This window comes from Pseudomonas sp. CFBP 8771 (assembly GCF_014841695.1).
In the GTDB taxonomy this organism is placed as follows: domain Bacteria; phylum Pseudomonadota; class Gammaproteobacteria; order Pseudomonadales; family Pseudomonadaceae; genus Aquipseudomonas; species Aquipseudomonas baltica.
Genome location: NZ_JACYUJ010000014.1, coordinates 1 through 21,655, shown reverse-complemented (window position 1 = coordinate 21,655; position 21,655 = coordinate 1). Strand labels below are relative to the sequence as shown.

Sequence of the window (21,655 nt, the reverse complement as noted above, 5' to 3'; positions counted from 1 at the left end):
TACCCTTAATCAGTAGGATCACATGCATGGCAGCTAAAAAACCGCCACATCCGTTACGAGCAAGCGAAATTGAATGCTTCGAACGAAATCTTGCGAACAGGCTGAAACTGGAGGCTGCGGATGCGATGTACCACCGATTCCACGGGATACTGGAAAGCCAAATCACGACTCTACAAATCTGTGGAGTAATCACCCGCCAAGGAGCGGTGAATTTGCTGATGCGCATGGGTGAAGCGAGGCGAGAAAAGGATGCGGCCGGCGACATCGACACACCCGGTGGCTTGAGATTGGTTTGAGACGTCGGAGGCCACACGCCCATCCCGTATCGTCTCAACCATGCGTGACCCGAGTCTGGTAAAACACCCTTGCTCGTCGCTCGCGCCGTCGGTGGATCCGTGCTCTAAAGAGACTCACCGCCGCTGCGCTGGAACTTGAGGCCAGCCCGCCCCGCCTTGGAAAACTTGACCCAGGCAAAGCAACGGATAGCGTCCGCCGCCTCAAGATCCTCATCGTCGGGATCAGCACGATCATCCATTCCATGGACTGTGCCAAAACCAGATACTTCCCAGGTATCAGAAGCCCCCCAAAGCGGCTCGCTGAACGATCTTCGCTCCTCCAGCTCAACCGAAAATGACTCAGAGCCTGCGGCGGCGATGACACCCTCATCCGAAAGAATCACATCCCGAAGCTCTTGTTGAACATAACCATCGAGAAACTCGGGCAGATCTGGAAACACACCATCGCGACAATTGGCGATAGCATCGATGAAATCCTGAACAATGAAGGCCTGCAACACTTTGAGCTCAGCCAGCCGAGATACACCACCCTGGTAATCGAGAACGATAACCTCAGCATCAGCCAGATGATGTTTCAGATCCTCTCTACTCTCCTCAACCACAAGCGCGGCGTAGGTGGTGTAGCCCAGAAACGCAGCGATGAGCTCCAGCGCAAGACCGTGCTGGACTCTGATGCCTTTGGCAGCGAGGGATGTTTTTGCTGCAAATGCAGCTGCCTTGATGAAGTCTGTCATCTGAAAATTCCGGAATGTGTCGCTGTGCTGGGCGTTTTGTCGTTAGCGAATAACCGGGAAATCCGGATGCCGATAGCAGATTGTTGAGGCGGGTGGGACGTTCTCTTTTTCAAGTCGACCAGAGCTTCGGCGGAGAGCCGAGGATGATCGTATCGGAGGGGGTGATGCCGGACAAGACCTTAAATGAACGATGAAAACCAGATTCTCAGACTGCTCTTCCCCCACGTCGCGCATCTCCTGTGGATGCTGTATCCCTCGATCGCTGATTAGCGCTTGGCGGTGGCCAGTGCCCTCGCCAATCCGCCCGGCCGCATTCACGGGGCATACTGAGCAATCGTCCGTTCGACGTGGGCATCGGCCAGCCGATAGATATTCAACAATTCAGCTCCAAAGGCCTGTGCTATCTCTTCCAGAGTTGGAGAGTCGCCGTAGGGTTCAGCGAGGTTGCTATGATCGGATTTTTCGAAGTGGAGATGGATGGATTTCTACTTGATGGAACCTTCACTGGTTGCTCCTTTCGCTCTAATTGGCCGCAGACTGCATTTAGTCCGCCTCCGTGCTTCCTAGAGAATAGACGGCATGACGGTGTCTATCCAGCCGTCTAGACACGGGCATAACACCCCGTACCTCGCACGAAAATCAGTAGATGACTAACTTTATCGCCAGGCCATCCGCATTGGTGGGACGAACATTGCTGCCGTTGCTCCCCAGCTCAAGCGCTGCTGAACGAAGCATTTCCTCTCCCCTCCATAAAGAAGGGCCCCGCAGGGCCCTTCATTTGTACTCAACAGATTTTTACCGGGCCAGCCAGCTCTCGACTGTGTCGGAACCGTGCTCGGCTTTCCATTCCTTCAGCACTTTGTGATTGCCACCTTTGGTCTCAACCACTTCACCTGAATGAGGGTTTTTGTAAACCTTGACTGTGCGAGCTTTGCGGGTGCTCTTAGCCTCAGCAACAGCTGGAGCGCGGCGGCCATTGGACTGAGGATCCAGGATGGCGACGATATTGCGCAAGCTGTAACCATACTCACCTAGCAGGTCACGAAGTTTCGTTTCGAATTCAATCTCACGCTTTAGACCATCATCGTTTTTCAGTGTTTCAAGCTCGGCCAATTGGGCAGCAAGCTGCTGTTCAAGCGCGCGGAATTCAGCAAGACGGGACATGGAGCACCTCAGATAGTCAGCGGTGCCAGTATAGTCAGTGCCGCCAACTGTAGACAATCGAAGGTGCGTCCGAGGCTAAACGCTGGATGCTCACCTTGCTGACCTGTGAGCATCCAGGTGCCGCATTTCAACCTGCCATTGAGCCAGAAATTTTTCCCAATCATGAGCGTATGGGCCATCGACCAAGCGCGTCGAGCCGATGCTCGCTTGTAGAAAACGCTCACGCCACGGCTGTGGAATACTGGCCTCGTCAACGATGTTGATACTGGAACTGTGGCGCTCAATCAGGACTGCTTTGCGGACAGCATCAATATCGAGATGTGGATGACTCTGGTTTAAATCGACGCGCTCTTGGTCTTCAATGTCGTCAAGCACATTCAAAATAGCGACGGCTTGTGGGTTGCCCGGCACTAGGTGCGAAAGTGCCCAGAGGGCTTTGCGCCTAACAGACTCACGCGTACGAAGATCATCAGCCATGTGCAGTGCCTCGATTGGAACCGGCAGTCAGTCGACGATAAAGGTCGGCTATGAGGCGAGCGTCCAGCAGTGCGTGATGTGGAAGTTCCGGGAGCGTCACGTTGTCGATATCATCCGCTTCGAGATGCCTGAATAGCAGGATCAGGTTAGTCGCGCGATTGGCAACGTTACCTGGCCAACGATGATCTACGTAGGCTAGTTGGCAGAAGAGATCCCAATCCCATTCTGGAGCATCGGAGCAAACCTCGAGGGGGCCTTCCAGACCACTCAGGAAAGCGAGCAGTGAGGATTGGGCTCCGACCAAGGTTTGTCCGTGCGCAGCCAGGTCGAGTTGAGGTAGGACGTTCTGGATCACGAAGTCGCTGCAGTCTGCCGCTCGGTAGGTATCTGTGAGCTCGACGTAGAATTCGTGGCCGGCCTCGGACACGAGTGCCAGCGAAATCAACTTCGTGTCTCGGTTGAGCCGAGTGAACTCACAGTCCAAAAATAGCTTCATCTTCTCCTCCCTGTGAGTACATGGTTCATGCGTGCCGGTGTACCTTTGGCAAAACGATCAAAGCCGGCTGGTTTCTTTTATGACTTTAACCTACTGCCCTGACGAACCTAAACCTGCGCTCACAGCAAGGGAGGTTTGCCAGGTACTACGCGATGCCATATTCGGGCGACGCGCCATGGTCAGGGTATGCGCTCAGACTTGGGACGAGCTCTATGCTGGGATGTTCACGGTCGACATTGAGGGATGGAGCATCACGATCTTCAACGATTGTGGTGAACTCGACTATTGCGAGGACTGCCGGTGCCCGGACGGTAGACGCTGGTCATTTGATTCAGGCGACCGTTTCGGGACTGACCCAATCGCCCTGCTGTCGACTTGGGAGCACCGAACAATAGAAGGGATGCTGCACCAGCTTTAAATTGGTTTAGAAGTTAGGTGCGCACCCTGCCGGGGGCCGGCTGTCGTGAACCAAGCCGCTAAACCGCCGCGTCTTGGCCCTCCGGTCTTTCATCCGCGTGCCGGCGCGCTCCGCTTGCGATCAACTTCGACGATGTGGACAAGCGCGAGGACATCGATGACAGCCCGCCCCAGTCCATCACTTATGAAGTTTGCTGAAACGACTGGACAGCGTTGCAGGATCCATAGTCATCCAGGACTGAGGATCAGATGTGGCATTTAGCATCCGCCAAGCGGCGTGTAGGAAAAACGCCGCAGCTAAGCAGGCTTCTACGAAAGCCCAAGTAGTGATTTGTGTGAGTCCGCTACCCGGCTCTGCCAAGTTCAAGAACATTAGCAGGTAAAGTGAAATCGGCCATCCGACGACGAATACAACTGCGAAAGCTATGAATGCATAGACAAGAAGCAAAAAAGGTACCTGCAACCGATACTTGGTAGCGAAGTTTTTTACACCGCTACCGCTCTCAAAGCCATATAAGATGCCGAAATTCTTTTCTTTACTCTTAGAGTTTTTGACGATTGTGTACAGCGTAACGTTATCACCTTCATTCAATTCTTCGAAGAACTGTGTCTCCATTTGGATATTGGGTATTTTCTGACCATCAAGACTCACGGTCGCTTTAATCCCTTTGTTCATACGATCAGTCACTTTGACGTAATCGAGCTTCCCAGAGACCTTAGCGCAGTCGAATTTAATCACTACATATCCTATGAATTTAGCCATTCGTAAAATGTGAGGCAGCCGCACCAGGTTGGCCAGCCAGGCTGGAAGCATCGTTCCAGAAGTCACGAGCGCCGAAGCCCGCCCCACAGAGGGGGCTATAGACCGTCGAGTGGGGCATGGCAATCTGACTTCATGCTCCATTTCTTGGAGCTGTCTTATGCTGTCCCGCTTCGCACTCGCGGCTGTGATCCGCGCTCTCAGAACGCTAAAGGGTATAAGCCAGGCGGAATTGCCCGCTGATCGCAAGCACCTGTACAAGCTCGAAGCCGGCTTTTCGAATATCAGTCTTCAGATGCTCGTCCAGTTGGCTCAAACGCTACAAGTGGAACCATCCACCCTGATGGTTCTGCTGCAGTCTGCTGAACGCGCGGTGTCTACGGACACCATCCTCGAAAGGATCAAATCTGATTTGCACGAGTTTGGTCGTCTGGGCGGGCCTGCCGAATTGGGTCGGCAGCTTGAACTGGGAGGACAGCAAGCCAAGAACGCCGCCAGGGACGACCGGACTGCGGCTATTCAAGCATGCAAAGCTAGAGGTCTAACTCAGCGCGAAACTGCGGCCGAGCTCGTCCTATCAAAATCCACTGTCGCTAGGGCTTGGTGACTGAAGACCATGGCGTATTGATGCCTTAGAGAACATTTGTACTCCAAATCCAAGCTGCCGTAAGCGTCCGGCGAACTCACCTTCCGAACTCCAGCATTAAGGGCGATGGTGTCCGCGTATTTTTAAGTGGACGCGATCACCCTTATCGCCAGGATTTCCATGCGCCAACGAAGCTCTTATCCGAAACCATTCAAAGCCCAAGTCGTTCGGGAATGCCTGCAACCTGGCGCAACGGTGTCCAGTGTCGCCATCAGCCACGGCATCAACGCCAATGTCATTCGCAAATGGTTGCCGCTTTATCGAGACCAGCCCGCAGCAACTTCACTACCGGCATTCGTCCCGCTAAAAGCCGCACCTAAACGGCCAGTCGAAGCGTCAGTGATCATCGAGTTGCTCATCGCCGGCCAAGTGATCACCGTTAAATGGCCAACCTCAGATCCCGAGGGCTGCGCGCAATTTATCCGGGCTGTCGCTCGATGATCCGTATCGATGCAATCTGGCTGGCCACCGAGCCGATGGACATGCGCGCCGGCACCGAAACGGCAATGGCCCGCGTGATCGCGGTGTTCGGTGCGGCGAAGCCGCACTGCGCTTATCTATTCGCCAATCGCCGGGCTAATCGAATGAAAGTGCTGGTGCATGACGGCGTGGGCGTCTGGCTTGCAGCGCGGCGGCTGAATCAAGGCAAGTTCCACTGGCCCGGCATTCGCCATGGGTGCGAGGTCGAACTCGACAGCGAACAACTCCAGGCTTTGGTGCTGGGCCTGCCGTGGCAGCGCGTCGGCGCAGGTGGTGTGATCAGCATGCTGTAATCGCCGACCATTTGACCGGTCTGCTTGTCGTTGTTTCGGGCCTGCTCTGGCACAATCGGCGGCATGACTTTCTCGCCCATTCTCGACCAGATGACTCCGGAACAGCTTCGTGCCTTGGCGGCACAGGCGTTGCAATTGCAGTCCCAGGTCGAGGCGATGAGCAGGAAGATCCAGAACGATGAGATCCTCATCGAACAGTTCAAGTTCGAAATCGCCCTGCTCAAACGCCACAAGTTTGCCAAGCGCAGCGAGCAAATCAGCCCGGCGCAAGGCAGCTTGCTGGATGACCTGCTCGATACAGACCTTGAAGCTATCGAGGCCGAGCTGAAACAGCTTCTTCCCGCTTCGTCACAGGCCGAGCCACGGCAATCGCCCAAACGTGCGCCATTGCCACCGCAGTTTCCGCGCACTGTGATTCGTCACGAACCAGAAAACACCCAGTGCGCCTGTGGCTGCCAACTTCAGCGCATCGGCGAAGATGTCAGCGAAAAGCTGGATTACATGCCAGGCGTGTTCACGGTCGAGCAACATGTGCGTGGCAAATGGGCCTGCCGTCATTGCGAAACACTGATCCAGGCGCCGGTGCCAGCGCAGGTCATCGACAAAGGTATTCCAACCGCAGGCCTGTTGGCCCACGTGATGGTGGCCAAATTTGCCGATCACTTGCCACTCTACCGGCAGGAGAAAATCTTTGGCCGCGCCGGGCTGGCCATCGCTCGCTCGACCTTGGCCCAGTGGGTCGGACAAACCGGCGTGCGACTCCAGCCGCTGGTCGATGCTCTGCGTGAAGCGGTGCTGAGCCAAAGCGTAATTCACGCCGATGAAACACCGGTACAATTGCTTGCGCCGGGCGAGAAGAAAACCCACCGAGCCTACGTCTGGGCCTATAGCACTACGCCGTTTTCGGCGCTCAAAGCGGTGGTTTACGACTTCAGCCCAAGCCGTGCCGACGAACATGCGCGTAACTTCCTGGGCAACTGGAGCGGCAAGTTGGTCTGCGATGACTTCGCTGGCTACAAAGCTGGTTTTGAGCAAGGCATCACTGAAATCGGTTGCATGGCCCACGCCCGTCGCAAGTTTTTCGATCTGCATGTGGCGAACAAAAGCCAGTTGGCTGAACAGGCGCTGCACTCGATAAGCGGCTTGTACGACATCGAACGCCAGGCGCGGGACATGAGTGATGAAGATCGTTGGCGAATACGTCAGGAACTGGCGGTACCGATCAGCAAAACACTGCATGAGTGGATGTTGGCCCAGCGTGACCTAGTGCCCAACGGATCAGCCACGGCCAAAGCCCTCGACTACAGCCTAAAACGCTGGGTAGCGCTGACGCGCTACTTGGACGATGGGGCTGTGCCCATCGACAACAACCAAGTCGAGAACCAGATACGACCATGGGCACTCGGGCGCTCGAACTGGCTGTTTGCCGGGTCGCTGCGCAGTGGTAAACGAGCGGCTGCGATCATGAGTTTGATCCAGTCGGCGCGCATGAACGGGCATGACCCGTATGCCTATCTCAAAGATGTGCTGACGCGGTTGCCGACACAGCGGGCCAGTGAGATCGGGCAATTGCTGCCGCATCAGTGGGTGCAGGCCTAGCTTCAATGAGGTGATCTTCCAAGTGGACAATAGCTCGACAATTCAAGCAATTATTTCGGATGACCCCATTCGGCGAAGGATGCTCGAAATAGTGCGCTCCTTAAACTTGCCCGACTGCTGGATAGGAGCAGGTTTCGTCCGAAACGCGGTTTGGGATCATCTGCACGGTCGCAGCGTATCTACGGTCTCAACAGACGTTGATGTCATCTGGTTTGATGCCACGCGTTCTACCCCCGAGCAAGATGAAGCCCTGGAGGCAGTCCTCAGAGACTTAGACCCGAACGTACTGTGGTCTGTGAAAAACCAAGCGAGAATGCATGTTCAGAACGGCGATGAGCCCTATCAGTCGGCGACCGATGCAATGCGTTACTGGCCAGAAACTGCCACAGCTGTAGCGATAAGACTGCGGGAGGACGGCACATATGAAATCGCTGCCCCGTTGGGGTTTGATGATCTTTTCGACTTGATAATCCGGCCAGCAGGAAGATTTGCTACAGATAAAAATGCTATTTATCAAGACCGCGTCACGTCCAAAAACTGGTTGAAGGTTTGGCCAATGCTTACGCTCTCGGGGCTACCTCCCAGCCGTTGCGTCAAGGTGACTTAACCGGACGCTTACTCTCTTTCTTCAAACCATCATCGTTTTTCAGCGTTTCTAGCTCAGCAAGCTGAGCTGCGAGCTGTTGTTCAAGTTTGCGAAACTCGGCGAGACGAGACATTTGAAAACCTCATGGGTGCTGGATTATTGATGCGATATGCTAGTTGAGAACCCCCTATCAGTCACCTCAATTACGCAGCACAAAATCAAGCCTCAACGGCTCATTCAGTCCAAGGAGTCTAACTTTCTGGTCGCTCAACTAGATCGGGCAGAATGTGTACGTACTCCTCCTGCATAGCCCTTATAACCCCGTGGCACTCCGCATCGCCGGTCAATATCTTGCCGGCCATCAGGATCATCATGTTCAATCCATTGCTGCTTCGGATCACTGATTGGATCAGCTGCGGAGGGTACCCCTCGGCGTGGCGCCGGAGTGGGTGGATGCCACTGTGGACATACGAGTTCATCGCGTGCCAATTCACGTCCTTGAAGTGGCTCAGCATTCTGGACGCTTGCGGCGGCGCCTTCTGCGCAACCTCTTCCAGCATCTTACTGAACATCGGCAAATTCTTGGCGCTAGCCTCAGTTTGAAGTGAAAGCGGCGCAGTGAGACGCTCTACCTGTACATCAGTTGCTGCATACATGAGCCAAACCGCCCTAGTCAGCGCTTCGTACTGAAGCCGGATCAGGGAAAAAGCCGAGGTATAGCAGTTGCACCGTAGGAGCATGCGAAGGCTAAGTGCGTGTTCAAGAGCCATACCACAGGCTGTCAGCCCTGCCTCATAACGCGGTTCTGGGAAAGCCTGGCGATTCTCGAGCCGATGGAGAATCTCAATGTTCAAGTCGTCTGACCGATCCAGCAATGCCGTTATTGATTGATTGTCCACTTATGCTACTCAGTCATTGTCATTCATTGCTTTAAACCTCGGCCTCACGATTGCAGCCCGGCTCGGAACCTCAGTCAACGCCCCTACAGCTCGCTCAAGTTCTCTCCGCGTACATGTTGAGGATGGCCCTGACTTCGGCTGATTTAGCGTTGCCCTGAAGCCCTGGATAGATACGAGAATGGCTGAGGCCCATGGCGTCAAGGTCAGCCATCGCAGTGGCTGAATCCCTGACTGGGACGAGAAATTTTCTTAATGCGATGTCATCGCCATTGCAGTGGGCCACATACTCTTCGATGGAGCTCGCAGGTGTTTTTAGGTAGGTGAACCTTCCGTGCTGGTTCCGAATACGCTCATTCCCGAAGCTGGGCACGTTGACGATTGCGCACCCGTGCTGATCAGTCCATATATAGTGTCCCGATTCCAACACCCATATCGCAACGTTCGCCTCGGTCGGGTTCCCATGCCGGATGTGTCCACTAAAGGCGAAAAAGGCAGCCACATAAGGGCTCTCACTCCAGTCCAAGAGCCTTGTGGGCAACCCGTGGTGCTGCCCGAGACTGAGCATCATCATGCGGTCAGCTCGAACCTCTGGTGGTATATCCTCCAACTCACACTCGCGAATAAATCCGTTCAAGAGGGTATCAGCGACTCCAATCTTATTGGTCGGCAGCCCTTTGTAACCCTCAAACCATCGATCAAAAGTCGATGCGAGTTTCCACGACTCCCCGCCCTGCCCACGAAAAAGAAAGCGGCCTTTGTGGAAGCTACCTCTGGGGAACAACTCACTGATGACGCTCTGTTTAAAATCAGCCCAGCTAGCACATTCGACGGTTGTGATGATCATTTCAGTCCTTGAACAGCGCCCAAAGCTTCAAGGTAGCCAAGTGACATCAGCTTGTCTATGGACGTTGAACCTTCTTGGGATGGCAGATGGGATGGGAACCTCGGACGCAGCGCCGCCAGAAATTTTCAGCGTGCTGAGGATCATTCGTCATTCAGACGCGGTGGCCCGCGCCAATGAGGTTAGTAGCTAGTGTGACTAAACAGGCTCAAAACACGGTGCTGTGAAGCGTTCGCTGAGCAACGGCATCAATTTTTGATGATCAGGGCGAGAGTGGAGTCATTCTTTAGTTATGAAAATATCATTCCTGCATATTCAGTATTTACAACCGTTTGGAACTCCTAGACTCAGCATGCAGCGCAGTAACAGGTAGCGCCGTTTGATGCGGACAGATCAATCAACTCGGAACAAAAGTTCCAACCAAGAGAATGGACTGATGCAGCTGAACGACTCCAAGCTTTTCCGCCAGCAAGCCTACATCAATGGCGCCTGGGCCGATGCCGATAGCGGCCAGACCATTAGGGTCAACAACCCGTCGAACAACGAGATCCTGGGCACCGTGCCTAAAATGGGTGCTGCTGAAACTCGCCGCGCCATCGAAGCCGCCGACAAAGCCCTGCCGGCCTGGCGTGCTCTGACTGCCAAAGAACGTGGTGCCAAGCTGCGTCGCTGGTTTGAGCTGATGCTTGAGAACCAGGAAGACCTGGGCCGTCTCATGACACTGGAGCAAGGCAAGCCGCTGGCCGAAGCCAAGGGCGAAATCGCCTACGCCGCCTCGTTCATCGAGTGGTTCTCTGAAGAAGCCAAGCGTGTTTACGGTGACGTGATTCCGGGCCACCAACCGGACAAGCGTCTGATCGTGCTGAAACAACCAATCGGCGTCACCGCAGCGATCACCCCGTGGAACTTCCCGGCGGCGATGATCATCCGCAAAGCCGGCCCTGCACTGGCTGCCGGTTGTACTATGGTGCTCAAGCCTGCTTCGCAGACCCCGTATTCCGCACTGGCCCTGGCCGAACTGGCCGAGCGTGCCGGCATTCCTGCAGGCGTGTTCAGCGTCGTGACCGGCAGCGCTGGCGACATCGGCACCGAGCTGACCAGCAACCCGATCGTTCGCAAGCTGTCGTTCACCGGCTCGACCGAAATCGGTCGGCAGCTGATGGCCGAATGCGCCCACGACATCAAGAAAGTCTCGCTGGAGCTGGGCGGTAACGCGCCGTTTATCGTGTTCGACGACGCCGATCTGGATAAGGCCGTCGAAGGCGCGATCATCTCCAAATACCGCAACAACGGTCAGACCTGCGTCTGCGCTAACCGCATCTACGTGCAGGACGCAGTTTACGACGCCTTCGCCGAGAAGCTGAAAGCCGCCGTGGCCAAACTGAAAGTCGGCGACGACCTGACTGAAGGCACCACCACCGGCCCGCTGATCGACGGCAAGGCCGTGGCGAAAGTGCAGGAACACATCGACGACGCCCTGAGCAAAGGCGCCAAGGTGCTGTCCGGCGGCAAGCTGATCGAAGGCAACTTCTTCGAACCGACTATTCTGATCAACGTGCCGAAAGACGCTGCCGTCGCCAAGGAAGAAACCTTCGGCCCGCTGGCCCCACTGTTCCGCTTCAAAGACGAAGCCGAAGTGATCGCGATGTCCAACGACACCGAGTTCGGTCTGGCCTCGTACTTCTACGCGCAGAACATGAGCCGCGTGTTCCGTGTGGCCGAAGCGCTGGAATACGGCATGGTCGGCATCAACACCGGCCTGATCTCCAACGAAGTCGCGCCGTTCGGCGGTGTGAAGGCGTCGGGCCTGGGTCGTGAAGGTTCCAAGTACGGCATCGAGGACTATCTGGAAATCAAATACCTCTGCCTGAGCATCTGATTCAGCGAGATCACCTGACGCGTCAATGCCTGACTTCTGCTTGGGCATTTCCTCTCAACCGTGCGACACCAAAGGCGGATTTGCTGGTGTCGCTACCCTTTAACTCATCCAAACACGGCATGCAGCGCAAGCTATAGGGCTGGAAGGGGCTGGTGTCGTTTCCGCTGTTGGCAAGGGCGTTGAAGGGATCGAAGTCGGGGATCGCGTAGGCTATGCCACAGGGCCGCTAGGGGGCTATGCCAGCGGACGACTGGTGCCCGCAAATCGCCTGGTCAAACTCCCTGATGATGTGAGCTTTAAAGCTGCGGCGGCGACCTTGTTCAAAGGTATAACTGCGCAAAACCTTCTGAAATCAACATACCCCGTTGGCCCAGATAGCGACGGGATGGCAACGGTATCCCCCGAGCCGGGCCTGACTTATCTGTGCACTCAAACTGATGAACCCCGGATTGCGCCATTCCTTGAGTTGCTGAAACAACAACAGACTCCTACGACCTTGGTCGTCGCCCTAACTCCTGAGCCATCCTGGCTTCCTCATAAATCGTTTACTGCATCGTTGTCGCCAGCCAACACCGTATTGTTCATGCAGGAAAGATTTACCTGCTTAGTTCTAATCGACCTGGCTATCGTCAAGCTGTTGCTGGATGAACGGGAGCTGGAGCCGGTGATCATCATGGATGGATCGACTGCAATGCAGATTGCCCTGCGGATCAATAAGGAAAATGGCCGTAGTGAAAGCAAAAGCATCGCGGCCGACTGGAGCGATCGGGTGGGCGTCTTCAGGATCAGTGAATTTCATTTCTTGCGAACCGCGACCCAGTTTGAGTCACCTCGTTGGTTTGCCGATGGGGTAGCGGAACAGATGGAATCCATGCGCCAAGAATCATCCATGGAGCTGAAACCAGGTGAGCCGTTCTTGATGGAGATTCCTCAAGACTGGCTATCGTGCCCTGATTGCCTCGTATCACTTCTCGCGAGTGAAACCAACGGCGGCGAGACATAGTGCGCATTGGATCCGGGTTCTCTTTAGCGCCGATTGGGCAGAACAACTTCCGACTTTTGTTGGGACGACTACCAAACCTCGCTGGGCGTGGTGTAGGAAAAGGCTTACAAAACGGAGAGCAAACCTGCCGTTTACAGATCAACCGCAAAGCCATAAATTGGATCCATCAGCCGAGGAACATGACGTACCTCAGAGGTCATGGATTGATCTGCCACTGCTCGGAAAGCTGCTGACTAGGATGTTGGATGGATTTGATGGCAAAGAACCCGCTTAGGCGGGTTTTTTATTTTGCGTCATTCGGGGGTAAGAAGTCATGGCGGCATGTCTTCCGTCGGCTCCGACTGTCCCGAGTAAACTATTTCGGGTAGCCGATCATTCTTCAAAACCGCAGTATAAGCGTCCAGTTTTCTAGGTTCGCGCTGCTGACTGATGTCTAGACTCTAACGGCCTATCTGCCAAGCCCCATAAGAAACTCATCGACTCGTTGGAACAGATAACTGTTTGGATCTGATCCCTCATCTTTCGACAGAAGCAGATCAACGATCTCAGGCACTGAGAGCGGTAGGATCATTTTCCCGTGCTCTCGCATCGCGCCGGCCATCACCGCCTCGGCGGAATCGGCACATTTTTCATGAGAGATGACGATCGCGACTTTTCTCAGAGCCGATGGGTACAGGTATCGTTCAGTGGTGATGATCTCGCTTTGCGTGATGGGTTTGCTGTAGTTCTTGAACTCGAACACCACATACCTACTACCAAGGTCTTCCATCATGAGCAGCCATACTTCGCCAGCTTTCTTCAGAATACGGCAAACCAAATCTCTGCGATGCAGGCCATCTACAGTTCGCGATTGCACATGCCAGCCATGAAGGTCGTGATCAAAGAGGTATTTCAGCGCGTCTATGCAGGCGGTCTCAAACGCCGTTGCCATGTCCCGGCCACGCTCGATGGCCAATAGCTCGTCGGCGAGCTCCCTGCCTGGCTTCGGAGATACAAGATCTTCATCCACTGCCTCCTTCTTTAGAAAGCCGGGAATTTGAAGTAATTCATCTCCAACGCTTGCCGGCGCATCGACTTCCAGTAACTCCTCAAGCTGAGCCCGTAAGTCCGGAAAAGGGGCAACCATCTCAAACAATCGGCCTTCGTCCCAAATCTCAACCTCAGGAAACCTCCCGGCAACCTCTTCGTATTTGGGCCTCATCGGGCAGGTGATAATCAGCACAGCTTTGGAAGCACCTATCTCCCCTTTACACAGCCTGGTGTACTCCAAGGCGCTACGGAACAGACCCGGAGCAGGCGGTGACCAGCGCCGATAGAATTTCAACTCTACTACGGTCAGATCGTCACGATCCCCAAACACGATGTCCGGCTCGACTTCGATGTGTCTGGGCTTCTTAACAACGTCCCGTTTCCCCAGCCGCTGAAGGAGATCAGCCACCATGTCAACCAACGCGAATGCGGATCGAACAGAGGCTGCGCCTCGGTTTCTAATCACCATGTAGAAATCCTGCTTCAGGTTTAGGGGAGCCTTCGAGGCTCTTAAGAGCCAGATTTGAGACGGTTCCAATCAGTCGCTACCAAGCCCTCTCGCGATCCTTACCAGTTGGCTTGCCCCTGCATCGATGAGCACAAGATCGAGGTGATCAAATCCCCACACAAACTTTGATTTAGCGGGGATGTTACCGTCGCTGTAGAGTGTCTTGGCAAATTCAAAACTCTCCAAATTCTTCTCGTATTCCTCAATCCTTCTGACGTACTGGAAGGCCGTTTCAACAATCGCCACCGGCACACCTGAGCCAGCGATGCCCATGCCAGCCATGCCTCCGATGTAAATCTCGCCTGGCACTCTGTCCTCCGCGAGCCGCTTCTCGTAAGCTGCCCACAAGCTGCGCCTTTCAGGAGTGAGATGTCCTGGGCTCGAACGTTTGAATGCTTCGTGAGTAAACAGGCCGATGACTTCAAATTGATCACGGCCGACCAGTGCGAATAAGACTTCATTTGTTCGTGCGTAATATCCGGACGGATCTGTTGTCATCCCAAGGTGAAAATGATGAAAGCCCATCACATTGAGTAGTAAATCCTTGTCCGCCCATAAACCCTTCTCATGATTCGGATCAGGCGGCGTGAACCCCTCCGATGCAGCTGCCGATGACAAATAGGGTATCAAATCCTCCCCAGCTTCCACGGCCGCAAGAAACGCATCAATGTTTGGTCTCAAACGGGGGAAAGCCTCATGGGAGCGCAGGACTTTGGTGCGCACCACCCGCCTAGGTCTCTGCTCGACCAGCCGAACTTTCCAACTTAGATAGGTGACCAGCAGCGGCACAAACTTCATATCCTGCAATGCCTGAAGAGTTGCCTTATTATTCGGGAATCTAGGAATGGCCTCGACTAGATTTCTTTTTAGTTTTTTAAAGCGTTGTGATGCTGAGATTTTTCGATCCATCAGATCTAAGCCTGTGCCAAATGGTGAAGTGTGCCAGCATATAGATTCACACGCCTGGTCTGTCGACCCCAGACCCCACATACCGCTCGGTGGAGGAATGAACTATCACCGAACGCAGGCTGCGTCGCAATGGTATCGAGCCCGAGCCGTGATCCGCCCCGCGCCCTCGATGATGGGGATCAATGCCTGCACATCGTAAGGCTTCAGATTGTCCTCAATCACAACGTCGACCAGTCCCATCGCGAGCATACAATACGCATAGCAATCACCCCCGAAACGGGTCAGCCGAGCCCCAGATGCAATTTGATCAAACACTTTCCGGCGCTCGGGAATTTCGAAGAGCTCCGGGGAGGTGCTCATCAGTACCGCTTTCTCAATCTGACTGCAGGAGCCAGTTCTCAGCGGCCGCCCATTGAGCCAGGCGCCTTATGGTGTACCAACAAAGGCTTCTTGGGTGAACGGCTGACTCATCAAACCCTACACCGGCCGCTGACCATCTTTGAGGGCAATCAACGTTCCCCAATGAACACACGTGTACCGTCGATAGGATCTAAGACCCACGTCAGCGGCGATGCCCCCTGCACATGACCGTATTCCTCTCCGAGGATGCCATGCTCAGGATAGTGAGTACGGATCAGCTGGAACGTCGCCTGCTCGGCCCCTTGTCAGCAGCCGCTACCGGGTCAAATCCTGCCTGAAGCTTGTTTTTGACCTCTGTTGTTTATCGGAAAGCCGGCAGCGTTATCTCTGCTGCTGCGCGAGAGAGCTTTTCAGCGAAAGCCTGGAGTTCTGCGATAGGAACGGACGAGGTCAGCACGGTGATTATCTTGCACGAGAAGCCCGGAATGCTGCCCGAAAAAGCCCTTCGTCGAAAAGGCTACTTACTCCTAACGCGGGCTAGCTATATGATCACCAACCGGTTTGCAAACAGGTCTGACTTGCACTCGTGCAAAGGGACTGTCAGAGGTATCGATGAACATATCCAAAAACCTGAACACCTACGAAATCGAAGACCTTTACGCTGAAAGCCAACAAGACGACTCACTTCGCCTTCCGAAAAGCATGAGTCATGGTGGCCCGTTAGGCGTCGACGCAGCCCTTGCACAGTTGGTGATCAGTTGGGCACGCGCGCATGAAACCAGTGAACTCCATCTCTACGCTGGAGCGGAGAGTGCGTCAGAGCAGATATCTCTGCTTGGCAGGAATGCAGCCGGCTTGGCCGCGCTCATCATGTCGTCCTACATCGTCACTGAAAAGCACGAAACCATTGCGAAACGCGATGCGCTGACGGTCATCAGGCCACTCATCGAAGCGATGTATGAAGGCGATCTTCGTAATACTGCGCACGACCGAGGCGCGCGCCCCAATGTGATCAATCTCTTCAGCATCAACTTCGCCAAGAGAGAGTTCATCAAACCCTTTTACTATGGCGGTAGCACGCCACACATTCATTCCCATGCATCGTTCGCCAGCCTCATCGAGATGTCCTCGGCCCTAATGCATACCAAGCAGGAAAAAAACTTCCTGCACCGAAGCGGTCTGCCTGCATTGGGCAGTGTACTCGCCGAATTGATCGCCAATGCCGACCAGCATTCCGTCACCGATGTCTACGGCGTGAAGTACAAGAAAGGTCTTCGTGGCACATCTGTAAAAGCTAGCCGTATCAATAATGAGGACATCCAGAAGCACTCCGACAAGGAGCCGCAGTTCGCGTTGTTCGTCATGAGGAACATGCTCAAAGGAGAACACCTAGATTTCCTCGAAATCTCCGTGATCGACAGTGGCCCTGGCTTAGCTCGTCGGTGGCTATCGGCCAAGAAAGGAGTTCCGGTGGCCGACTTGATTGAGCTTCCTCTCGAGGAAGAACTGAGCGCGACTCTTGAGTGTTTCAAAAAACACATCACGACCAAGGATTCAGCGACGTCCGGCATGGGTCTACATAACGCCGTCCAAGCACTCAACAAGCTCAAGGCCTATGTCCGTCTTCGCACTGGCCGGGTTTGTTTATATCAGGCGTTCCAAGGCCACGATCAGGTCGTGGAGTACAACCCAAAAAACTGGAGCGGTGACCGTGAGCTGATGGCGGCTGAAGGCACTGTATTCACCATCTGTATTCCGGTGAACTGAGATGCCAGATCTGTTCGATTTCGAAGCTATTCTTACCCCCGCCCCCGGCGCTGAGCCTGCTCACGTCGTGGTGTTTTTTGTCGGCCCGGACATGATCACGGATGCTCACATCACTGAAGCGCTTCAAAAACGCTTGAGTGATTATGTCCTTCCGGATCACGTCGCGTTTCTCGTCCCTGACTGCCACAACAGGTTGATCAGGGAGCTCTGCGCGGATAGCGCTTCACCCATGGCGATTGCTCTAGAGCGGCGCGCGGAAAAGGGAGCGCCGTCTTATGGATTTGCCTTTTTTAACCAGCACGGCGAAATCTCGAAATACGTGAATGTAGCCGGCGATCACAAAGACGTAGGCAATCTGATAACGTCGGGGTCTGACAATATTGTCCAGGCGGGGATGAGGAAGCTGGTGAAGTGCACTTCAGTGCTGACAAAAGCTCCTGCCGGCTTCTTGTTCTCAAAACCCTCATCCAGAGCCTCAAACTACTTTATTCGTGCGGAAAACCTGCTCACGGAGACGCTGCACTCGCACTTCCTGGCCTTCGCATGCTTGGAGATCATCCAAAACGCTTCAAACGATACCTTGGGTGCGCCGAACACGATCTACCTAGACACGATGGCATTTCTGCCGGTCGCCCTTTCGATACAGCTGTTTCAGGCAAAATTCGGTAACCAAACGATCCATAACATCAAGTCGTTCCACTCCCATGACGGCTTGAAAGATGGCTCCTTGCCAGACGCCCCAAACTCGCTCTGCTTGATTTCGGCCTCAACCAACTGCGGCTTGGCTGCGGAGTGGGTCAGGGTAAATCGGGTACAACCCTGTCGCGTCGCCACGTTCCTATCATTTTTGAGTGCTTCCGATTCGTGCAAAGTCCTGCACACCATCAACAAGCCAGAAGATTTCGAATCCATGGCTGAGTCTGAACCCACTGAGGGCAGGAGGCTCATCCGGATTCATGGCGAGCGCTTCGTCGCTCAGCACACCGAAACACGAATTCTCAACATCAGCATGGGCCATCTTCCGGACGGCCTTCAGACGAGATTTCACTCTTTCATGGGCCAGGGGCTCTTCACATGCTTCAGTCAGATCCCTAACCGGGAGAGACATCGAACTGTCCAAGTAAATAAAGACAAGCTCGTGAACACGACAGACTTTGTTAAGTGGTTCAACCAAATGCTTATGGAGGAATCACCTGCTTCGACCTCCCTGATAATTCATGACGATGACAGGGCGAGCGAAAAAATGGCTCAGGACGCCTTAACGTTTCTCAAGGCCAGGGGCTTGAACTGCGATGTGGTGAGCGCTCGTGATTTCGAGCCTAAGAACAAATTCGATGGCTCAGTAATAATCGTTGCCGCAGCCGCCGAACGCGGGACGGTACTGCTGGGCATCAGCCGGCGGTTGCGATCAGCCCAGAATACTGGCACTAGGATCTATCTGGTAGGAGCCCTTCTGGGTCGATCCTATCAGTTGATGAAAGAGCTCAGCGACAACCTCACTCAGCCTCCAAAGGGAAGCCGGAAGTACGTCTTCAAGGCATTTCTCGACATCCCGGCGGCTAGCCTCGCATGCAATAGTCACTGGAGGCTGGAGCAAGAGCTGCTAAATAGCTTGACGGCTTTCGACGAAAGCGGAACTTCGAATCAAGTCAAAACTCGCGTAGCCGCTTTTGATGAGGCGGCATCAACCGGGCTATCTGACCATGCCTTTTGGCCGAGCAGCTACCACCCAGGCCAAATGATGCTCACCAAAGGATTCGCATTCGTGAGCAACCTTAAAGACGTAACCGTAGCGGCTTGCACCGATATATTCCTGACAATTCTGTGGATCCTGCAGAACGCCCGAGAGAACGCTAAGATCGACGACTCAAAACGCCTCGAATCTGGCGAGCTGCAGCAGGTTCTCCTCTCCCCAGAAGTCTTCTCACGATACGATGACGGCATTATTCAGGGCGCATTCCTGCGCGCGGCGTTGCCCACAGAACTTGATTACAGCACTCATGAAACTCACAGCACATCAATGGCCGATATTATTTTGCGAGTGGTTCAGGGTCATGGGTTTGAGCGCGGGGATGCGTCCATGGAATTCGTCACCGCGTTAGCTATTGGAAAAATTCGCCTACACAAAGAAGTCGACGAGAGACTACGTATCGGCCTCAAGAATGCGTTGCATGGAAAGGTCGACAACATCAGATTCCTGTTGGGGGAAGATGTAGCCCCTATCTAACCCTAGCTGATGAAAGCTTAGCTCTAGGGGGCAGCTGCGCTGTAGGGCCAACATTGTGCTAAGCGGTGGGCGTTGCAGAGCTAGAGGCTTCAATACACGGGGACAGATGGCCAGCGGCGCAGGGTCGGCAGTCCCGAAAACTCGCGGGCATTTCTGCCTCAGTCAAACTGGACTCACTAAAGAGTGTCGAGGGGAATGCATATTTGCTTCCCCAGACTACCCGCGCGACCACCTACATCGACTTGACCAACACTATCTCGACATACCGGTATTTTTTCTTGGCGGCTTTGACAGCATCCTGCTCTGCCAAGAGCTTGCTGAGCGTGTCGGCCTCATGAATCAGCTCAAACGTTTTGCCTTCAAACACATTGCCCACCCGGAGCGCTACTCGCAGTCGCGGAGTGAATGCCTTGGCCATTTTCTTCTCGGCTGCCAGCGCCCTTGGCTTCACGAACATGATCTCAGGGACGGGCTCTGTGGGTAGTAGAGCGGTGATCTGCGGAGCGAGCGCGGGCGTACCGAAAAGCGCTTGGCGCATTGCTTCTTCAGTGAAATCTGATGTCATGCCGATTCCCGAAGGAGACGCACTCATCCATCGGTGATTGACTCTACTCGTATCGCAAGAAAAAGCTGTCAGTGTCTAGTCCATCAAAGGGGCTGGGCTTCATTTCAGTCTCCCACGTGAAGCCGTATGAGATTACCCAGTGAATGCCTTAGATACATTTTGCTTTCAATACTTGGATTGGCTAATATCACTGCCCACGACACCTTTTAGTGAAACGAGTGTTTTAGCCTTGAAGCACAGAGGCAAAAAACTATCGTTGCAGTCATCAGTGTCAATCTTTAAAACTCAGCCATTGAAAGCGTAGAATGGAACAGGGAATGGACGCTATAGAAGCAGTAGAACTGTTTGAAAAAGGGATGTCTTTGCTGATGTCCATTAAAAAATATGCCAACGCCATAATCCTCCCCGTGAAGCATTATCGTCAGTCCAGTGTCGTAACACTGGATCGGGCGGTCGAGGATTATTACAGTGGAGTAACCGGAATTGGTAGTCTAGTCACGATCGAAGGATTAATTTCACCTTACGTAATGTCATCACGACCAAGATTCGATTCAGACACCATTTTAAAAATGACAAGTACCAAAGCCTCACCGACTTGGCAGGCTTCTACCATGAAAATTGAACTTGGAATGATGACCTTTGCCGGCCAGTACCCTATCCAAACCATCCCCCCGATCGAGATTGAGGGAAAATTAAACTACATATATTTTTTATACCCTCCAGATCTATCCACTTTTTTATTAGAAAGACTCTCTGGCGACGAATTAAAACCAGAAATTATCGACAGAACTCAAAAGCCCTTGCTCGTCATCTCTCACGAGAGTCTGTATTCGGAGTTGAACAAGATTGTCAAGGTGACAGGAGCCCTCGCAAAGGCAGATGCTGACATAGTAGATGAGCTATCCAATAATTTCACCCACGCGCAACGAGAGATACTGTCGAATTCTATTAAGCCTTTTGGGGAAGGCAGAACCAGCCTATGCCTAGACCTAAGAAAAAACCACAAGCTTGAGAAATACAACGATCAAAAAACCATTCCGGCAACTATATATCTAGAGTCTCACTTCGAGAACATCCTGCAGATACCTAATTATCAGAAGTTTGCTGGAGCATCTCTTCCCAGAGCATTTTACGGTCTTCACTGGAGCAGTATGGCAGCCGATGGGCTATTCTGGGGGCTGAGTGCGACCGATACTGCAGTATGCACCTCAGATTATGAGAGCTATGGTTTTTTCATGGATGTTGAAATCAACAGCAATGACAAATTCACACATCAACTAGAACTACTCCATGGATTTGTTGGCGAATTTCGAAAAACCATCCAAAACAGGGCTCGAGAAGAATATAGAATAGAGATCAAACATAAGATCGACTTCATTTTTGATTTCAATCGCGCAAAACTCTTCCATCCTGAAGGTGTCATGGTCTCCAAAAAAGTGGAGCAGATCCTACGCAACAACTCTCACCTCCAATCTGGAGTCGAGTGGATCAGAGGGGATAACAGGATTTTTTAAACCAAGTCGCTGCGCACTTTAATAAACCACATCTGTCTAATCGCGCCGTCTCACAGCCCTCACTGAAGGAGGCACAATGAGCTGGAAAGATCATCCTGTCATAGTCGCTACCGGAACATGCATAGCTACTGTTTGTAGTGGCCTAATGAAACCGGACACCCATTTAGGCGAGAATGCTCGCCACACAGAGGTGTTCGATGAGCAGA

General features: G+C 53.5%; 23 protein-coding genes and 2 pseudogenes. 12 read left to right on the top strand and 13 right to left on the bottom strand.

Annotated elements, in window-relative coordinates:
- Nucleotides 1-296 (top strand): hypothetical protein (locus IFT80_RS21330; protein WP_244652510.1); only part of this gene is annotated, 296 nt, incomplete at its 5' end.
- 104 nt (nt 297-400) lie between these two features.
- Here the strand turns inward: IFT80_RS21330 and IFT80_RS21325 are convergent.
- From IFT80_RS21325 to IFT80_RS21310, 4 genes are all read right to left on the bottom strand, one after another.
- The gene (locus IFT80_RS21325; RefSeq protein ID WP_192138341.1) at nt 401-1,030 is read right to left on the bottom strand and encodes a hypothetical protein; all 630 of its coding nucleotides are present in this window, start codon (nt 1,028-1,030) and stop codon (nt 401-403) included.
- A 795-nt stretch (nt 1,031-1,825) separates the two neighbouring features.
- Nucleotides 1,826-2,194: a histone-like nucleoid-structuring protein, MvaT/MvaU family gene (locus tag IFT80_RS21320; protein ID WP_192138339.1), complete on the bottom strand. Its 369-nt coding sequence runs from the start codon at nt 2,192-2,194 to the stop codon at nt 1,826-1,828.
- A gap of 90 nt (nt 2,195-2,284) precedes the next feature.
- Entirely contained in the window at nt 2,285-2,671 is a 387-nt protein-coding gene (locus IFT80_RS21315) for a hypothetical protein (RefSeq protein WP_192138337.1), read from the bottom strand.
- Nucleotides 2,664-3,167, bottom strand: a complete 504-nt coding sequence (locus IFT80_RS21310; RefSeq protein ID WP_192138335.1) for a 3'-5' exoribonuclease — start codon at nt 3,165-3,167, stop codon at nt 2,664-2,666. Before IFT80_RS21310 ends, IFT80_RS21315 begins: the two co-directional genes overlap by 8 nt.
- Before the next feature lie 79 nt (nt 3,168-3,246).
- Between IFT80_RS21310 and IFT80_RS21945 the strand changes: the two genes are divergently transcribed.
- Nucleotides 3,247-3,585, top strand: coding sequence for a DUF7693 family protein (locus tag IFT80_RS21945; protein WP_244652509.1), 339 nt, complete (start codon nt 3,247-3,249; stop codon nt 3,583-3,585).
- 177 nt (nt 3,586-3,762) lie between these two features.
- On the opposite strand, the gene IFT80_RS21305 is transcribed toward IFT80_RS21945, so the two are convergent.
- Nucleotides 3,763-4,323: a hypothetical protein gene (locus IFT80_RS21305; RefSeq protein ID WP_192138334.1), complete on the bottom strand. Its 561-nt coding sequence runs from the start codon at nt 4,321-4,323 to the stop codon at nt 3,763-3,765.
- Between the two features lie 181 nt (nt 4,324-4,504).
- On the opposite strand from IFT80_RS21305, the gene IFT80_RS21300 reads away from it, so the two are divergent.
- From IFT80_RS21300 to IFT80_RS21280, 5 genes are all read left to right on the top strand, one after another.
- A complete protein-coding gene (locus IFT80_RS21300) occupies nt 4,505-4,951 on the top strand; it encodes a helix-turn-helix domain-containing protein (RefSeq protein ID WP_192138332.1) in 447 nt (148 codons plus the stop codon).
- Between the two features lie 159 nt (nt 4,952-5,110).
- A complete protein-coding gene (gene tnpA, locus IFT80_RS21295) occupies nt 5,111-5,431 on the top strand; it encodes an IS66-like element accessory protein TnpA (protein ID WP_192138331.1) in 321 nt (106 codons plus the stop codon).
- The gene (gene tnpB, locus IFT80_RS21675) at nt 5,428-5,763 is read left to right on the top strand and encodes an IS66 family insertion sequence element accessory protein TnpB (protein WP_192138329.1); all 336 of its coding nucleotides are present in this window, start codon (nt 5,428-5,430) and stop codon (nt 5,761-5,763) included. Before tnpA ends, tnpB begins: the two co-directional genes overlap by 4 nt.
- 63 nt (nt 5,764-5,826) lie before the next feature.
- Complete coding sequence (gene tnpC, locus IFT80_RS21285; RefSeq protein ID WP_192138327.1) at nt 5,827-7,362, top strand: IS66 family transposase; 1,536 nt, start codon at nt 5,827-5,829, stop codon at nt 7,360-7,362.
- Nucleotides 7,363-7,384: 22 nt separating this feature from the next.
- Nucleotides 7,385-7,969, top strand: coding sequence for a nucleotidyltransferase family protein (locus tag IFT80_RS21280; RefSeq protein WP_096060199.1), 585 nt, complete (start codon nt 7,385-7,387; stop codon nt 7,967-7,969).
- Between the two features lie 13 nt (nt 7,970-7,982).
- Here IFT80_RS21280 and IFT80_RS21275 read toward each other — a convergent pair.
- The 3 genes and pseudogenes from IFT80_RS21275 to IFT80_RS21265 form a co-directional block, all read right to left on the bottom strand.
- Nucleotides 7,983-8,081, bottom strand: a pseudogene (locus IFT80_RS21275) (transcriptional regulator); the annotation flags it as partial.
- Nucleotides 8,082-8,199: 118 nt separating this feature from the next.
- Nucleotides 8,200-8,847, bottom strand: a complete 648-nt coding sequence (locus tag IFT80_RS21670; RefSeq protein ID WP_244652508.1) for a DUF6988 family protein — start codon at nt 8,845-8,847, stop codon at nt 8,200-8,202.
- Between the two features lie 94 nt (nt 8,848-8,941).
- Complete coding sequence (locus tag IFT80_RS21265) at nt 8,942-9,691, bottom strand: FRG domain-containing protein (RefSeq protein WP_192138325.1); 750 nt, start codon at nt 9,689-9,691, stop codon at nt 8,942-8,944.
- Nucleotides 9,692-10,124: 433 nt separating this feature from the next.
- On the opposite strand from IFT80_RS21265, the gene gabD reads away from it, so the two are divergent.
- Nucleotides 10,125-11,567: an NADP-dependent succinate-semialdehyde dehydrogenase gene (gene gabD, locus IFT80_RS21260; protein WP_192138323.1), complete on the top strand. Its 1,443-nt coding sequence runs from the start codon at nt 10,125-10,127 to the stop codon at nt 11,565-11,567.
- A 133-nt stretch (nt 11,568-11,700) separates the two neighbouring features.
- Nucleotides 11,701-11,940, top strand: a pseudogene (locus tag IFT80_RS21255) (alcohol dehydrogenase catalytic domain-containing protein); the annotation flags it as partial.
- Nucleotides 11,941-13,018: 1,078 nt separating this feature from the next.
- Here IFT80_RS21255 and IFT80_RS21250 read toward each other — a convergent pair.
- The 4 genes from IFT80_RS21250 to IFT80_RS21735 form a co-directional block, all read right to left on the bottom strand.
- The gene (locus tag IFT80_RS21250) at nt 13,019-14,068 is read right to left on the bottom strand and encodes a hypothetical protein (protein WP_192138321.1); all 1,050 of its coding nucleotides are present in this window, start codon (nt 14,066-14,068) and stop codon (nt 13,019-13,021) included.
- Between the two features lie 69 nt (nt 14,069-14,137).
- Nucleotides 14,138-15,016: a hypothetical protein gene (locus IFT80_RS21245; protein ID WP_192138319.1), complete on the bottom strand. Its 879-nt coding sequence runs from the start codon at nt 15,014-15,016 to the stop codon at nt 14,138-14,140.
- Nucleotides 15,017-15,121: 105 nt separating this feature from the next.
- Nucleotides 15,122-15,394, bottom strand: a complete 273-nt coding sequence (locus tag IFT80_RS21740; RefSeq protein WP_342214355.1) for an inositol monophosphatase family protein — start codon at nt 15,392-15,394, stop codon at nt 15,122-15,124.
- Nucleotides 15,395-15,525: 131 nt separating this feature from the next.
- Nucleotides 15,526-15,624 (bottom strand): inositol monophosphatase family protein, encoded by a 99-nt coding sequence (locus tag IFT80_RS21735; protein WP_342214354.1) that lies wholly within the window; start codon nt 15,622-15,624, stop codon nt 15,526-15,528.
- A 364-nt stretch (nt 15,625-15,988) separates the two neighbouring features.
- Here IFT80_RS21735 and IFT80_RS21235 point away from each other — a divergent pair, with 364 nt between their 5' ends.
- Together IFT80_RS21235 and IFT80_RS21230 are read left to right on the top strand one after the other, a co-directional pair.
- A complete protein-coding gene (locus IFT80_RS21235; RefSeq protein WP_192138317.1) occupies nt 15,989-17,143 on the top strand; it encodes an ATP-binding protein in 1,155 nt (384 codons plus the stop codon).
- A 1-nt stretch (nt 17,144) separates the two neighbouring features.
- A complete protein-coding gene (locus IFT80_RS21230) occupies nt 17,145-19,370 on the top strand; it encodes a hypothetical protein (protein WP_192138315.1) in 2,226 nt (741 codons plus the stop codon).
- A 232-nt stretch (nt 19,371-19,602) separates the two neighbouring features.
- Here IFT80_RS21230 and IFT80_RS21225 read toward each other — a convergent pair whose 3' ends face one another.
- Entirely contained in the window at nt 19,603-19,935 is a 333-nt protein-coding gene (locus IFT80_RS21225) for a hypothetical protein (RefSeq protein ID WP_192138313.1), read from the bottom strand.
- A gap of 317 nt (nt 19,936-20,252) precedes the next feature.
- On the opposite strand from IFT80_RS21225, the gene IFT80_RS21220 reads away from it, so the two are divergent.
- Nucleotides 20,253-21,449, top strand: coding sequence for a hypothetical protein (locus IFT80_RS21220; protein ID WP_192138311.1), 1,197 nt, complete (start codon nt 20,253-20,255; stop codon nt 21,447-21,449).
- Nucleotides 21,450-21,655: the final 206 nt, after the last annotated feature.

Excerpts from the sequence above, each read along its gene's own strand:
- IFT80_RS21320 (WP_192138339.1), bottom strand. The coding sequence starts at position 2,194 with ATGTCCCGTCTTGCTGAATTCCGCGCGCTTGAACAGCAGCTTGCTGCC.
- gabD (WP_192138323.1), top strand. The coding sequence starts at position 10,125 with ATGCAGCTGAACGACTCCAAGCTTTTCCGCCAGCAAGCCTACATCAAT.
- IFT80_RS21235 (WP_192138317.1), top strand. The coding sequence starts at position 15,989 with ATGAACATATCCAAAAACCTGAACACCTACGAAATCGAAGACCTTTAC.
- tnpB (WP_192138329.1), top strand. The coding sequence starts at position 5,428 with ATGATCCGTATCGATGCAATCTGGCTGGCCACCGAGCCGATGGACATG.
- IFT80_RS21945 (WP_244652509.1), top strand. The coding sequence starts at position 3,247 with ATGACTTTAACCTACTGCCCTGACGAACCTAAACCTGCGCTCACAGCA.
- tnpC (WP_192138327.1), top strand. The coding sequence starts at position 5,827 with ATGACTTTCTCGCCCATTCTCGACCAGATGACTCCGGAACAGCTTCGT.
- IFT80_RS21245 (WP_192138319.1), bottom strand. The coding sequence starts at position 15,016 with ATGGATCGAAAAATCTCAGCATCACAACGCTTTAAAAAACTAAAAAGA.
- IFT80_RS21220 (WP_192138311.1), top strand. The coding sequence starts at position 20,253 with ATGGACGCTATAGAAGCAGTAGAACTGTTTGAAAAAGGGATGTCTTTG.
- IFT80_RS21225 (WP_192138313.1), bottom strand. The coding sequence starts at position 19,935 with ATGACATCAGATTTCACTGAAGAAGCAATGCGCCAAGCGCTTTTCGGT.
- IFT80_RS21325 (WP_192138341.1), bottom strand. The coding sequence starts at position 1,030 with ATGACAGACTTCATCAAGGCAGCTGCATTTGCAGCAAAAACATCCCTC.
- IFT80_RS21230 (WP_192138315.1), top strand. The coding sequence starts at position 17,145 with ATGCCAGATCTGTTCGATTTCGAAGCTATTCTTACCCCCGCCCCCGGC.
- IFT80_RS21300 (WP_192138332.1), top strand. The coding sequence starts at position 4,505 with ATGCTGTCCCGCTTCGCACTCGCGGCTGTGATCCGCGCTCTCAGAACG.
- IFT80_RS21250 (WP_192138321.1), bottom strand. The coding sequence starts at position 14,068 with ATGGTGATTAGAAACCGAGGCGCAGCCTCTGTTCGATCCGCATTCGCG.
- IFT80_RS21310 (WP_192138335.1), bottom strand. The coding sequence starts at position 3,167 with ATGAAGCTATTTTTGGACTGTGAGTTCACTCGGCTCAACCGAGACACG.
- IFT80_RS21265 (WP_192138325.1), bottom strand. The coding sequence starts at position 9,691 with ATGATCATCACAACCGTCGAATGTGCTAGCTGGGCTGATTTTAAACAG.
- IFT80_RS21315 (WP_192138337.1), bottom strand. The coding sequence starts at position 2,671 with ATGGCTGATGATCTTCGTACGCGTGAGTCTGTTAGGCGCAAAGCCCTC.
- tnpA (WP_192138331.1), top strand. The coding sequence starts at position 5,111 with ATGCGCCAACGAAGCTCTTATCCGAAACCATTCAAAGCCCAAGTCGTT.